This window comes from Yoonia sp. MH D7 (genome assembly GCF_054439475.1).
Genome location: NZ_JBTJCF010000001.1, coordinates 2,852,097 through 2,864,888, shown reverse-complemented (window position 1 = coordinate 2,864,888; position 12,792 = coordinate 2,852,097). Strand labels below are relative to the sequence as shown.

The window sequence follows — 12,792 nt, the reverse complement described above, 5'->3', positions numbered from 1 at the left end:
TAACATAAAAGAAGTGTCACCGTTTATTTTGTGACAGTCAACAGGAGCCCGAAAATGTTTAAGTTTGCCACGATACTGGCTGCGACCTGCGCCATCACAACTCCAGCTTTTGCCGAAAACTGGGACATGCCGACGCCCTATGGCGATACGACATTCCACACTATCAACATCCAGCAATTTGCCGCAGACATTTCGGCCGCCACTGACGGTGAATTGGAAATCACGGTGCATTCCGCAGGGTCCCTGTTTCCGGGTGCCGAGATCAAGAACGCTGTCCGGTCGCGCCAAGTGCCGATTGGCGAATTTTTCCTATCGTCAATCTCGAACGAAGATCTGGCATTTGGCGTCGACAGCCAGCCATTCCTCGCAACCAGCTATGATGGTGCAGCCGCCCTTTGGGCCGCGCAGAAGCCGGTGATTACCGAGTTGTTTGCCGAGCAAAACCTGATGCCGTTGTTCTCTGTCCCATGGCCGGCGCAGGGTCTGTATACCAACGGCGAAGTTCCTAATGCCGATGCGATGGTCGGTATGCGTATGCGCGCCTATAATGCCGCCCTAGAGGAATTTTCAGCACTTGTGAAAGCGGCCCCTGTTCAGGTTGAGGCTGCCGATATTCCGCAGGCGTTTGCCACGGGGCAGGTGCAGGCGATGATCACTTCGCCGTCGACTGGCGCGAATTCGTCGGCGTGGGACTATGTTGATACATACACGTCGATTGACGCTTGGTTGCCCAAGAACATTGTTGTGGTGAACAAGAACATGTTTGACGCCCTGTCGCCCGAAGTGCAGCAAGCTGTTCTGGACGCATCTGCCGCCGCAGAAACACGCGGCATTGAGATGTCGAAGGCGGAAACCACCGAAAAGGTTGCGGTTATGGCTGAAAACGGGATGACAATCGCAGCTCCGTCCGAGCAGCTCGTTGGAGAATTGCAAGCGGTCGGTGCGGAGATGCTTGAAAACTGGAAATCCAACGCCAGCGACCCTGCCTTGGCGATCCTGACGGCGTTTGAACAACGCTAAACATCTCGCTTGCCCCATCTTGCGAGAGTGGGGCGAGCGCTTTGTCTAACTGAAATTTGGGAGAGGCCATGTCTGATGCGTAGACTGCTAGATGCGATTTATTTTTTGGCGGCTGTATTGGCTGGCATCGCCATTGTGGCGATCTGCCTTTTGGTGAGCGCGCAGGTTGGCTTCAACATATTGGCCCGCGTTGGCGGCGCGAGTTTGTCATACACAATCCCGTCCTATGCTGATTTTTCCGGCTACTTTCTAGCGACTGCCAGCTTTATGGCGTTGGCTTATACATTGCGGTCGGGCGGTCACATTAGGGTCGGATTGGTTGTGCAACGATTACCCGAAAGGTGGCGCTGGATAACTGAACTGGCGACACTTGCCTTTGCCTCGCTCTTTTCGGCATTTGCAACGTATTACGCGCTAAGGCTGCTTGGTGATAGTTGGCGGTTTGGTGATAAATCAACCGGCATCGTTGCGATACCGATCTGGCTGCCGCAATGTTTTATGGTGGCGGGGCTTGGACTTTTGACTATCGCGTTTATTGATACCCTCGTGGAAAGCCTGCGTGCGAAAACGACGATTATTTCCGACGTAGGGGCCGAATAGATGTCAGATCCAACAATTTTCCTGATCCTGCTCTGCCTGCTACTGACCCTGCTTGCTTGTGGTCTTTGGGTCGCGGTTTCGCTGTCGGTCATGGCGTTGACTGCACTGACTTTTTTCTCGAACGCGCCTGCGGGACAGGTGCTAGCCACCACTCTTTGGGCCAATAGTCATAGTTGGCCGCTGGCCGCACTTCCGCTGTTCATCCTGATGGGTGAAATTCTGCTGCGATCGCGGTTGAGCGAAGATATGTTTTCGGGCCTAGCGCCTTGGTTGGGCCGTTTGCCGGGACGATTGTTGCATGTGAACGTCTTGGGATGTGCGATTTTTGCCGCTGTTTCGGGCTCGTCTGCTGCAACCGCCGCCACGATCGGGCGCATGTCGGTGCCTGAGCTTACACGTCGCGGTTACTCGGAAAAGATGATCCTCGGCACGCTAGCGGGGTCCGCCACGCTAGGGCTATTGATCCCGCCGTCCATCATTATGATCGTTTACGGCGTGGCCACCGAACAGTCGATTGCGCGCCTTTTTGTTGCCGGCGTTTTGCCCGGTCTGATGCTTGTCGGTATGTTCACAGGCTACGTCATGTTTCAGGCATGGATGCACCCTGACCAAATTCCCGATGAACCATCGGATATGACATTCGGACAAAAGATCAATGCATCCAAGCGGTTGATCCCTGTTATGTTGTTGATTGGCGGGGTGATCGGCACGATTTATACTGGTGTTGCTTCGCCTACGGACGCCGCCGCCGTTGGCGTGGTGATGGCGATTATTCTGGCGATTGCATCGGGTAATTTCAGCCGCGCCAAGTTCTTTGACGCCGTGATGTCGGCCACTAAAACCAGCTGCATGATTGCGTTTATCCTGATGGGCGCTGCATTGCTGTCGATTGCGATGGGGTTCACAGGTATCCCGCGAAATCTTGCGACATGGATCAGCGGATTTGAATTGTCACCCTATGCGTTGCTGGCGGTCCTGACGGTATTCTTTGTTATCCTGGGCTGTTTTCTCGATGGTATTTCCGTGGTGGTTTTGACCACATCTATCATTTTGCCGATGGTCGAGGCGGTTGGGATCGACCCGCTATGGTTCGGTATTTATCTCGTGATTGTTGTGGAAATGAGCCAGATTACGCCGCCGGTCGGGTTCAACCTGTTTGTGATCCAAGGGCTAACAGGCATCGACATTTTGCGCGTTGCGCGCGCGGCCTTTCCGTTCTTTTGCCTGCTGTTAGTCGGTGCCGTGCTAATCACGATTTTCCCGCAAATAGTGACGTTCTTGCCGAACGCAATGGGCGGGTGACTATAACGATGCCGCCGCGCGACTAGCTTGATCATAGAGCCCTGACAGGGCCCTTAGGGCAGACGCCACCTTGCGCATATCAGTGCCGGCGAGGCCTGCATTTGGTAGGATGTCCAACAGGCACTGTTCGCGCAATTTCCGGTATTCCCCGCAAAGATCACGCCCCTTATCCGAGGTCCGGTAAAATACCTCTTTGCCGCGCTTTTCAGAGGTCAATAATGCGAGCTTCAAAAGTTTTCGCAATGCGTAATTGACCGTATGCGAATCCTCTATGTTCAATAAAAACGCAATGTCAGTCAGCCGTTTTTCGCGGTCACGATGGTTGGCATTATGTAACACGAGAATTTCCAACGCCGACAGTTCGGGCATGCCAGCCGCCGTCATGCAGCGCTGCATCCAGCGCGAGAAGCCATTGAATGCAAGGATCAAGCCATACTCGACCTCCGATGCTTCCCAGCCGTCACCTTCTGCGAGGTGGCGTGACGATACAATGCGGCGATCTGTCGGCTCTAACATCAAAATTCCATCCATTTATCTTAGGTTAACTCATTTCATCTAAGGTTATATGGAGCAATAGCATATGTGTCGGCCAAAATATCGCATTGGTGACATGAGCCATTTTGATTTAAGTTTAGTCAAAAAAAACCCGCTGGCACGAGGCACAGCGGGTTTGAAGTTTGTGCGCTTTGTGAACCATCCCGCGGACGGGGTGGTTGACTAGACGCACTGGCGGTATTCGTGAAAACTAGTGTTTGGCCATCTCTGAGCGGATTTGCTGGCGCAGCAGATCGATAGGCACTTTTTGCCCGTCGCGCTTGAATTGCCAGTAAGTCCAGCCGTTACAGCTAGGCGCGCCTTCGAGGTGGGCGCCGACTTGGTGGATTGATCCTTTGATGTCGTCACCGATCAGGGTGCCGTCAGCGCGCACTTTGGCTTTGTGGCGGCCGTTTAGGGACCAGAGTTCTTCGCCGGGGCGCAGCATGCCGCGTTCGACCAGCACACCAAAGGCGACCCGTGGTTCGGCGCGTTTTGATGTGGATACTTCGAGAGCCTCACGGTCGAACTTGCGGGTGTTCTTGATGCGTTTTTCAGCGACGGCGCGGTAGGCTGGTTCGCGTTCGATGCCGATGAAATCGCGGCCCAGCATTTTAGCGACGGCGCCTGAGGTGCCTGTGCCGAAGAACGGGTCGAGGACCACATCGCCGGGGTTTGTTGTGGCGAGAAGGACGCGGTGCAACAAGGATTGTGGTTTTTGTGTTGGGTGCGCTTTGTCGCCGTTGTCATCCTTCAGGCGTTCGTGGCCTGTGCAGATTGGCAGCACCCAGTCAGAGCGCATTTGCACGCCTTCGTTGAGTGCTTTCAGCGCTTCGTAGTTGAAGGTGTATTTGCTGGTTTCGGATTTACCGGCCCAGATCAGGGTTTCGTGGGCGTTGGTCAGGCGCTTGCCACGGAAGTTTGGCATGGGGTTGGATTTGCGCCAGACCACGTCATTGAGGATCCAGAAGCCTTGGTTTTGCAGCTCGTAGCCCATGCGGAAGACGTTGTGGTACGATCCGATGACCCAGATTGCGCCGTTTTGTTTCAGAAGGCGGCGCGCGGCGGCGAGCCATTCTTTGGTGAATTTGTCGTAAGCTGCAAAGCTGTCGAATTGGTCCCATGCGTCATCTACCGCGTCAACTTTTGAGTTGTCGGGACGGTGCAGGTCGCCTTTTAATTGCAGGTTGTAGGGTGGATCAGCGAAGATCAGATCAACGGAGCCTGCTGGAAGGCTGTTCATCAACTCAATGCAATCGCCGTCTAGGATGGAGTTCAGTGGAAGCGTTGCCGCCTCTTTGGACACAGCTGCGCCCTTGGTTTTAACTGTCATTTTATACTGCCTCATTTACCGGCGGTTGATCCGCTCTATGGTTGGCCCTAATTTGAGGCGGTCAGGCCAAACGCGCAATAAGTTTATCTAATCAAATGGTTAGTTATTTTGGTTGCCACAAGATATGGTGGACGGGTGCGAAGGTTCGTCTATGGTGTGGGGTGACCCCCAATTCTTGCAGTGCTTTTTTATGCACAGGTGTGGGGTAACCGGCGTTCGTTTCCCAGCCATATCCTGGATGCTGTTGCGCTAAATCCACCATCAGTCTGTCGCGCCACACTTTGGCCACAATTGAGGCCGCTGCGATGCTTTGTGAACGGGTGTCGCCTTTTACAATTGTTTGGCTTGGTGTGTTCAGTCCGCGCGGGATTTGGTTGCCGTCGATCAGGACAAAGTCGGCGGGCGCGGACAGTCCGCCTATCGCCCGCAGCATCGCAAGATGAGAGGCGCGCAGGATATTCAATTCTTCGATTTCGCTGACCGTGGCTTCGGCTATGGAGACGTCGGCGCAGGCCATGAGTTGGTCGAACAGCGCGTCGCGCCTTTTGGCGGAGAGTTGTTTGCTGTCGTTTAATCCGTCGGGGATGTTGTGCATGTCGAGAATCACGGCAGCGGCGCAAACGGGGCCAGCGAGAGGTCCGCGCCCGACTTCGTCGACGCCCGCTATGGCGCTAAAGCCGTTGGCGATGGCGGCGATTTCAAATGAGAGATCTGGTGTTGATTTTGTCATGCGTCCCAGTGACCAGACGCGAGAGGTGTCTTCAAGGTGAAAAATGTGCGCGCGGGTGTGATTACGCCGCGCGCGATGCGAGGATTAGCGGCGGCTTGCGGTGTAGCCAGCGTCGCGCAGGCAGTATTGGTCAAAGCCGTTGCGCGCGCCATGCCGTGTGGCGAGCCGGACTTGGCAGTTGCGTGGGAGTGCGTTGACAGCGCGGTAGTTGGTCCGAAGGCAGTCGCGTGTGAATATCGGGACAGTGCCGTGGCGCGTGTTCACGTTTTCCAAGCATTGGCGTGGCAGTGTTTGAGCGCGATTGGCTAGGTGCGTTGGGGTCCTGCCGCGTTGTGGTTCAGCGCGGGGCCGTGGGGTGGGGGCTGGTGCGGCGTCCTGTTTACGTTTGTTGCTGATGATGCTTGCGACGGCGGCTGTTGCGACGACGCCAAGTAGAATTTTGCCGACCTGCTCGTCGTTCAACCGCCCTGCCTGTGCCGGACTAACAGCCCCAAGAGTGAGTGAAGCGGCAGCGATGCCTGCGATAAGAGTTTTGAACATGTGGTCTTCCTTTGGGTGAGGGTGAAGTGATGACCAAGGATGGGTTGACGGCACTGTGCCATTCAATAACAGGGGATGGTTATGGCAGCGCAGTCGCGTTAGCATGGGGCGTTATTGAATATCACCAGCAGTCGGGGTTATCTGGCAGGCATGAAACACACATTCCTTTCCCTTTTCATCGCGATCCTTTGGGCTGGTGCTGCATCTGCGGAGTGCTACGCTGATTATAAGGCCAAGCGAGATGATCCGTTGCGTCTGCATTATGGGGTTGCCGCCATTGACGGCGACTGCTCTGTGGCGAATGCGACGGCCCAGTTGGCAGACCGTTTGGTGGCGGATAACTGGACATTGTTGAATGTTGTTGGCGTCTTTGAAGATGCTGGCTTGGAAGAGCGAAAGGAAAGCGCAGGTGAGTATTTCCTCCGCTACTGAGGCCCGCGAAATTGGCAACAAGATAATCGTAGCAGGTATTGCTGCGATTGTGCTGGTGTTGCTAATTACGGCGGTGATGTTGTTTATCAACCTGCCCGATGCAAATGCGTTTAACGCCCGTGTCGAGCAGTTGTTTATTGCGAATGACAATCTGACTGGCAATGCCGAGATCAAGTTGCTGGAAATACTGGCACAGTCGGGCACCGCGTTTTCGGACACACTATCGTCGTATCGTTTTGTGATCTTTGTGCTGCTGGTTTTTGCGACCGCATTGTTGATTGCTGCGATTGCGTTTTTGGTAATGCTGATCACTTTGACCCGTCGCATGTCGCGCATCGAGCGCAAGGGAATCGAGGTGAATTCCTTGTTGATTAGCCGCGATCAAAAGTCGGTTTATCTGAATGATTTTGAATTCAAACTGACTGATGCCGCTATTGAAACGATATCGGTCTTGGCCGAGGCTCGCATGGATGACGAGGTTTTATCGGGGGCTGAAATCGAGGGTGTGATATCGGGTCGCGATCCGTCTGATTGTGACGAGGCTGCTGGGGCTACCCGTATCAAGCGGCTGAGAGATACTCTGGGAAATCAGATGATTAGCGAGCTGCTGGTTAAGAATATCGCCCGAAAGGGATATATGCTGGCAATCGACAAAGATGTTATTCGGATGATTTAAAAGCCCGGTTATTTCCCGGTCAACGCGCCAGTTCCCGCCTAGATTATAGAATCTGCAAGCAAGTTAGGGTCTTATTAGGCTTTAAGCAGGATATTCATGACGTGTATTTTAGATCGGTTGTATGAATATGTTAACGGGCTTACCGTCCCATAATCTTCTAGCTGCAGTTATTTTCGCTGTTGATAGCCCTGTCCTGATTATCGACCTCGCAGGACAGATTAATTTTGTGAACTGCGCATTTCAAACGCGCACGGTGCTGTTGGACGAGATTCGTGTGGGCGCAAAGTTTTCCCGCTATTGCGCAGGGGGGGATGTCGCCCGCGTTGATGCCTTTTTAGCCAACCCAAACCCCTCGTCCGGCGTGCCTCAACAGATTTCGGCGCATCTGACAGATCCAACAACCTGTTACCGTTGCCGTCTTGGGCGCGTGACTGATCTAGAGGGAATTTGCATCGGGTTTGTCTGTCAGATTGAGGATGAGCGCATACAAAAGAGCGATTTGGCTGATCGTTTGGGTTTGTCGCTTGAGGTCGCTGGCGTTGGCATTTGGGAATACCGTATTGATGATAAGATCACCTATTGGGATCAGCGGGTTTGTACGATTTATGGGTTGGACCCCACGCAAAACGAGCTGAGAAGCGGCGATTGGGAGGGCTTTCTTCACCCTGATGACAAGGAAAAGGTCCTCTTTGACGCCGAACGCCGCATAACGAACAAGATCGATTTTGTGAATGATTACCGTATCGTGCGTGCTGATGGGGCTGTGCGCCATGTGCGTAGTCGCGCGAAATATGTGCATGCCGATCACTTGTCGGGCGCGCGTTTTATCGGGGTAAATATCGATATCACCGATGATGTCCGCAAGACCGAAGAATTGGAGGCTGCCCACGCTGCGATGGAGCATGACAGCCGTCATGACGCCCTGACGGGACTGGCAAATCGCCGCAAACTGGACGAGGTATATCGCGCGTTTATACAGGCTGAAAAGGACGCGGCGCGTGTACCTGATTTTGCTGTTTTAAGTATCGATCTTGATCACTTTAAGGCTGTAAATGATACGCTAGGCCATAGTATCGGTGATCTTGTTTTGAAACATGCCGCCAATTTGATCACGACTGTGGTTGCAGATGCGGGTCTTGTGTCGCGCATGGGTGGCGATGAGTTTGTCGTATTTTTGCCAGGCCCGTTTACGGACAGCCAGATCAATGAGTTAGTGGCTGGGATTTTATATCAAACCTCAAAACTCCGGACGATTGAGGGTCATGTTTTTCATTTTGGTATGAGTATTGGAACGGCCAAAAACAGCGGAATATCTTTTGATCTGTCCAGTGTGTTTGCCGCCTCTGATCTTGCGCTTTATCAGGCCAAGCGGGCCGGACGAGGCCGCGCCTGCCATTATCAAGAATCTATGAAGCCGCATATTACGCAATTAAAATTATATGGTGATGATATTAACCGCGCCATGGCTGAAAACCAGTTTATTTGCCGTTATCGTCCGCAATTTTCGGCCCTGACCGGCGCACTAGAGGACGTTGAGGCGCTTTTGCTGTGGCAACACCCGACAATAGGATTGCTCGACCCAACATGTTTCCTGCCGGCGGCAGAAGCGGCAGGGCTTGTGCGCGAGGTGACCGAGCATGTGATGCGTATGTTGCTTGCAGATCAAGCAGGCTGGGCTGCGGCAGGTTTGATCGTGCCGTGCGTTTCGATCAAAGTCATCACTGCCTTTTTGCATGATCCAAATCTGATCTGCGTGCTCGACAATCTTGGCGCCGCTGCTGGTCGGATTCGTTTCGAATTGGTTGATCTGCAGATGCATGCAGAAAACGAAGCGATGTTTGTCCAGAATCTGACCGTCTGCCGTGATTGCGGTATCGACATAGAGATCGGTAATTTTGGCGCAGGGAATTCACCGGTGTTCAATGTATTGGAAGTCGCGCCACAGCGCATTGCTATTGACCTCACGCTGATTGAGGCGATGATTTTGGGTGATGATGAGCACCAGATCGTTGCAGCTGTGGTTCGTATCGCCAAACTGATGGGTGCCAAGGTAACTGCGAAAGGGTTACAAACCCTGCACCATGTAAATCTAGCCAAAAAAATCGGCTTTGATGTTTTACAAGGCGATTGTCTGGCCCCAACTTTGGCGGAAACAGACCTGCGTGCGATTTTGATCGCCTCCTAGGTATACGTTTGTCGACCTAATCCTAGCTGCATCTTTCTTCGCCAAACAGGCCTTGGTTAGGTCTGCGAAGTTAATATGGAAACCAAATTAACGAAGTTGCTCTGGGGGCGGGCGACTCAATTTCATTGGACGTAGTATCGAGCCGAGATAATTTCCGAGGCGCTGATGGCAGTAGCAATCGGATCGCTAGCCGACGGGTTTGTGTCGGTAGAGGGCTATGTTGTGAAATGAACAGCATAGCGAAATCTACTGCCAGGAGTGGGTCATCTCATTTCTGGATGTACATTACTTGCGTAAAGTATCCCCGAATTCCAAAGTTGGACTAAGCTCGATAATTTGTTCGGCAGAGGAATTGTCCCCAGAATTTCGCGCGGCCACAATTTGTGCAGCACGAACGCCGATCTCGTGGCGGCATGCGTCCATCGTCGCCAGTCGGCGCGGCAAGCCTTCGAGCAGTTCGACCCCGTTGAATCCTGCAAGCCCAACCTTTGCGGGAACATCTATTCCCTGCTCCAGTAGATAAAGCAGCCCCCCCGCGCCAATCATGTCATTGGAATAATACAGAAAGTCCAAATCTGGCGTGCGCTCCAACATCGCTGCGGTCATTTCACGACCCTTTGCTAAAGCTGAGCCACCAGAATAAAATTCTTGATCCGCAATTTCGATACCTGCTTTTGCAAGGGTCCGCGTAAATCCCTCGAAGCGTTTACGCGCACGGTGATCAAGCGGCATTTTTGTGCCCATAAATCCAATTTTACGGTAGCCTGCGTCAATAATTGCCTCTGCCATTTTGCGCCCCGCACGGCGATGCGAAATGCCAACCGCGCAATCTACTGGCTGTCCGTCGACATCCATGATCTCGACCACTGGAATATCGGCTTGGCGCAGCATCGCTCGCGACGCCTCGGAGTGTTCCAGTCCTGCGATAATGACGCCAGATGGCCGCCACGACAGCATCTCGAACAGAACTTTCTCTTCTTTTTCAGGGAGATAGTCAGTCACCCCCACTACTGGTTGCAGTCCGGTGTCTTCGAGCGTTTCTGAAATACCCGACAATACTTCGGGGAAAACCATGTTCCCAAGCGACGGTATAATCACGGCTACAAGGTTCACGCGTTGTGACGCCAAAGCACCGGCAATCTTGTTTGGCACGTAGCCAAGTCGCTTTGCCGCCTCTTTCACTTTCTGCCGCGTCGCCTCGGACACATCGCCCTTGTTGCGCAACACGCGGCTGACCGTCATCTCACTTACACCCGATGCCTCGGAGACATCTCGCAAAGTCAGAGCGCGCTTTTTTGGGGTAATCACCTTGGCTTGTCCTGTTTTTTGGTCATTAGGGTAAAACCTACAGGGCAACTGCGTCATTGTCCAAGCAGAACCGTTGACCATCGTTGCAATCGCGGGCATTCACCAGTGCGACGGCCCCGTGGCTCAATTGGATAGAGCAGCCCCCTCCTAAGGGGCAGGTTACTGGTTCGAATCCAGTCGGGGTCACCAAAAACACCTTTAAAATATAGCTTATTTACAGGGCTTTGTGCAGGATCTTGCAGAAAGGCCCGTGAGCTTTCGGGTCGAATTCTGCTGGTACGGCAGAAATCTCGTACAAAACCTGTACAAAATTCGCACGTCTTTGCGCCTTTTGGGGTGTTCCAATGAGTTGGCGGGTTGCGAACACATGCGCGGAACGCAAGTTTGGCAGCGCAACGCGCAAGCAGATCATCATGTTCTTGGCAGACAAGGCGAGCGACGATGGCTCGGGCATCTGGTGTTCCAAGGGAACGATTCAGCGGCACACCGAGCTTGGTCTTGTCCCGGTTTAGTTCCGGTCTCTTTCGAGCAATGTTTGCTATGAAGGAGACAAGAAATGGCAACGAGATACACAGACGAGTTTCGACGTGATGCGGTACGCATCGCCACGACCAGCGGCTTAACACGCCCTCAGGTTTCATCTGATTTGGGTGTTGGGCTTTCGACCCTGAACAAATGGGTTCAGAAACACCAGCATGATGATTTGATGTCGGGTCCTCATGAAGATGTGGAGCGGGAGAACGAACGCCTTCGCAAGGAAGTCCGCGTGCTGCGAGAGGAGAGGGAAGTGTTAAAAAAAGCGGCGATCTTCTTTGCAGGCCAAAGTCGGTGAGGTTTGCCTTCATTGACGCCTGGAGAGAAGAATGGCCGGTTGAGTTTCTGTGCTGGGTTATGCAGGTCACATCACGTGGGTATCGTGCGTGGCGGGTCCGCCCAATGTGTCAGCGACAGCGTGATGATATGGTGATCTTAGCTCATATTCGTGCCCAACACCGTCTCAGCCTGCAAAGCTACGGCCGCCCCCGGATGACTGAAGAGTTACAGGAACTGGGGCTGGCGGTAGGCCACCGGCGTGTGGGGCGCTTGATGCGAGACAACAGCATAAAGATTGTCAGAACTCGTAAATTCAAGGCTACAACCGACAGCAATCACACCTTTAACATCGCCCCCAATCTGTTGGATCAGGATTTTTCTGCTGATGCCCCAAACCAGAAATGGGCAGGCGACATTTCATATATCTGGACCAGTGAAGGCTGGCTGTATCTGGCGGTCATTCTCGACCTATACTCCCGACGCGTCATCGGTTGGGCGGTCAGCAATCGTATGAAGAGGGACCTGGCAATCCGGGCATTGGATATGGCTGTCGCGCTGCGACAGCCGCCTAAGGGCTGCATTCATCATACGGATCGCGGGTCGCAATATTGTTCAGGCGACTATCAGAAGCGCCTGAACAAACGTGGCTTCGAAGTATCGATGAGCGGAAAAGGCAATTGTTACGACAATTCCATGGTTGAAACGTTCTTCAAATCCCTCAAGGCTGAGCTGATCTGGCGCAACCGTTGGGAAACCAGACGTCAAGCCGAAGGGGCGATATTTCAGTATATCAATGGGTTCTACAATCCACGACGCCGGCACTCGTCGTTAGGAGGTAAAAGCCCCTTGGCCTTCGAACGAAAGGCTGCCTAAATGAACTGAGAGACCGGAACGTAAACGCGACAAGACCACATTGGTTCAAGCACAATGGCGAGCGGAACTGAGTTCACCAGCATGGCGATCGTCAAATGGGTTCAGGAAACTGGTGTTGATTGGCAAGAGGGCTACAATTGACGCAGACGTATTCAGCATTAGCTAACTTCACACCGATGGAATTTTTGCAGAGAAAGACGATGGACAAGATAGCGGACAGAATGAGCTCGTCGCAAATTTTATTCTCGGTGTTAACCGCTGAAAGAATACAGACAGACTGTTTTCTGATTCTTCTCACATTTTTCAAAACCATCAAAACTGAAATGGTCGGGCGCGACACATAGAAAACCCGCCGCTCGGTGATGATGCAATCTTTGGATACTTTAGGGTTTCGACGATCCGCGACGGCGCCACGCAAGGCCCTATCGCGTTCGAACGGTAGGTGG

13 protein-coding genes and 1 tRNA gene are annotated in these 12,792 nt (G+C 53.0%); 8 read left to right on the top strand and 6 right to left on the bottom strand.

Annotated features, from left to right (window positions below; translation table 11 throughout):
* The first annotated feature begins 54 nt into the window (after positions 1 to 54).
* The 3 genes from ACXLHR_RS14285 to ACXLHR_RS14275 all read left to right on the top strand — a co-directional run bounded on the left by ACXLHR_RS14285 (position 55) and on the right by ACXLHR_RS14275 (position 2,922).
* Positions 55 to 1,020 carry a TRAP transporter substrate-binding protein gene (locus ACXLHR_RS14285; RefSeq protein WP_458792059.1) on the top strand — a complete coding sequence of 322 codons (966 nt, stop codon included), beginning with the start codon at positions 55 to 57 and terminating at the stop codon, positions 1,018 to 1,020.
* 75 nt (positions 1,021 to 1,095) lie between these two features.
* Positions 1,096 to 1,620, top strand: coding sequence for a TRAP transporter small permease (locus tag ACXLHR_RS14280; protein WP_458792058.1), 525 nt, complete (start codon positions 1,096 to 1,098; stop codon positions 1,618 to 1,620).
* Positions 1,621 to 2,922 carry a TRAP transporter large permease gene (locus ACXLHR_RS14275; RefSeq protein ID WP_458792057.1) on the top strand — a complete coding sequence of 434 codons (1,302 nt, stop codon included), beginning with the start codon at positions 1,621 to 1,623 and terminating at the stop codon, positions 2,920 to 2,922.
* Here the strand turns inward: ACXLHR_RS14275 and ACXLHR_RS14270 are convergent, their stop codons facing one another.
* The 4 genes from ACXLHR_RS14270 to ACXLHR_RS14255 all read right to left on the bottom strand — a co-directional run bounded on the left by ACXLHR_RS14270 (position 2,923) and on the right by ACXLHR_RS14255 (position 6,059).
* Positions 2,923 to 3,438, bottom strand: coding sequence for a winged helix DNA-binding protein (locus ACXLHR_RS14270; protein WP_458792056.1), 516 nt, complete (start codon positions 3,436 to 3,438; stop codon positions 2,923 to 2,925).
* Between the two features lie 229 nt (positions 3,439 to 3,667).
* On the bottom strand, positions 3,668 to 4,789 hold the full coding sequence (locus tag ACXLHR_RS14265; protein ID WP_458792055.1) for a DNA methyltransferase: 1,122 nt from the start codon (positions 4,787 to 4,789) through the stop codon (positions 3,668 to 3,670).
* Positions 4,790 to 4,892: 103 nt separating this feature from the next.
* Positions 4,893 to 5,519: a ribonuclease HII gene (locus tag ACXLHR_RS14260; protein WP_458792054.1), complete on the bottom strand. Its 627-nt coding sequence runs from the start codon at positions 5,517 to 5,519 to the stop codon at positions 4,893 to 4,895.
* An 84-nt stretch (positions 5,520 to 5,603) separates the two neighbouring features.
* Positions 5,604 to 6,059, bottom strand: coding sequence for a hypothetical protein (locus ACXLHR_RS14255; RefSeq protein ID WP_458792053.1), 456 nt, complete (start codon positions 6,057 to 6,059; stop codon positions 5,604 to 5,606).
* Between the two features lie 150 nt (positions 6,060 to 6,209).
* On the opposite strand from ACXLHR_RS14255, the gene ACXLHR_RS14250 reads away from it, so the two are divergent.
* The 3 genes from ACXLHR_RS14250 (at position 6,210) to ACXLHR_RS14240 (ending at position 9,352) form a co-directional block, all read left to right on the top strand.
* Positions 6,210 to 6,491, top strand: coding sequence for a hypothetical protein (locus tag ACXLHR_RS14250; RefSeq protein ID WP_458792052.1), 282 nt, complete (start codon positions 6,210 to 6,212; stop codon positions 6,489 to 6,491).
* A gap of 25 nt (positions 6,492 to 6,516) precedes the next feature.
* Positions 6,517 to 7,167, top strand: coding sequence for a winged helix-turn-helix domain-containing protein (locus ACXLHR_RS14245; RefSeq protein WP_458792559.1), 651 nt, complete (start codon positions 6,517 to 6,519; stop codon positions 7,165 to 7,167).
* A gap of 127 nt (positions 7,168 to 7,294) precedes the next feature.
* A complete protein-coding gene (locus ACXLHR_RS14240; RefSeq protein WP_458792051.1) occupies positions 7,295 to 9,352 on the top strand; it encodes an EAL domain-containing protein in 2,058 nt (685 codons plus the stop codon).
* Between the two features lie 285 nt (positions 9,353 to 9,637).
* Here the strand turns inward: ACXLHR_RS14240 and ACXLHR_RS14235 are convergent, their stop codons facing one another.
* Positions 9,638 to 10,660, bottom strand: a complete 1,023-nt coding sequence (locus tag ACXLHR_RS14235; protein ID WP_458792050.1) for a LacI family DNA-binding transcriptional regulator — start codon at positions 10,658 to 10,660, stop codon at positions 9,638 to 9,640.
* Positions 10,661 to 10,772: 112 nt separating this feature from the next.
* Between ACXLHR_RS14235 and ACXLHR_RS14230 the strand changes: the two genes are divergently transcribed.
* Positions 10,773 to 10,849, top strand: a tRNA-Arg gene (locus ACXLHR_RS14230).
* Between the two features lie 367 nt (positions 10,850 to 11,216).
* Positions 11,217 to 12,346, top strand: a protein-coding gene (locus ACXLHR_RS14225; protein ID WP_458792049.1) for an IS3 family transposase whose coding sequence is annotated in 2 segments (ribosomal slippage) — positions 11,217 to 11,463 and positions 11,463 to 12,346 — 1,131 coding nt in all. Because the reading frame shifts where the segments join, the coding sequence is not laid out codon by codon here.
* A 91-nt stretch (positions 12,347 to 12,437) separates the two neighbouring features.
* Here ACXLHR_RS14225 and ACXLHR_RS14220 read toward each other — a convergent pair.
* Positions 12,438 to 12,764, bottom strand: coding sequence for a hypothetical protein (locus ACXLHR_RS14220; protein ID WP_458792048.1), 327 nt, complete (start codon positions 12,762 to 12,764; stop codon positions 12,438 to 12,440).
* Positions 12,765 to 12,792: the final 28 nt, after the last annotated feature.

Excerpts from the sequence above, each read along its gene's own strand:
- ACXLHR_RS14285 (WP_458792059.1), top strand. The coding sequence starts at position 55 with ATGTTTAAGTTTGCCACGATACTGGCTGCGACCTGCGCCATCACAACT.
- ACXLHR_RS14280 (WP_458792058.1), top strand. The coding sequence starts at position 1,096 with ATGCGTAGACTGCTAGATGCGATTTATTTTTTGGCGGCTGTATTGGCT.
- ACXLHR_RS14275 (WP_458792057.1), top strand. The coding sequence starts at position 1,621 with ATGTCAGATCCAACAATTTTCCTGATCCTGCTCTGCCTGCTACTGACC.
- ACXLHR_RS14270 (WP_458792056.1), bottom strand. The coding sequence starts at position 3,438 with ATGTTAGAGCCGACAGATCGCCGCATTGTATCGTCACGCCACCTCGCA.
- ACXLHR_RS14265 (WP_458792055.1), bottom strand. The coding sequence starts at position 4,789 with ATGACAGTTAAAACCAAGGGCGCAGCTGTGTCCAAAGAGGCGGCAACG.
- ACXLHR_RS14260 (WP_458792054.1), bottom strand. The coding sequence starts at position 5,519 with ATGACAAAATCAACACCAGATCTCTCATTTGAAATCGCCGCCATCGCC.
- ACXLHR_RS14255 (WP_458792053.1), bottom strand. The coding sequence starts at position 6,059 with ATGTTCAAAACTCTTATCGCAGGCATCGCTGCCGCTTCACTCACTCTT.
- ACXLHR_RS14250 (WP_458792052.1), top strand. The coding sequence starts at position 6,210 with ATGAAACACACATTCCTTTCCCTTTTCATCGCGATCCTTTGGGCTGGT.
- ACXLHR_RS14240 (WP_458792051.1), top strand. The coding sequence starts at position 7,295 with ATGTTAACGGGCTTACCGTCCCATAATCTTCTAGCTGCAGTTATTTTC.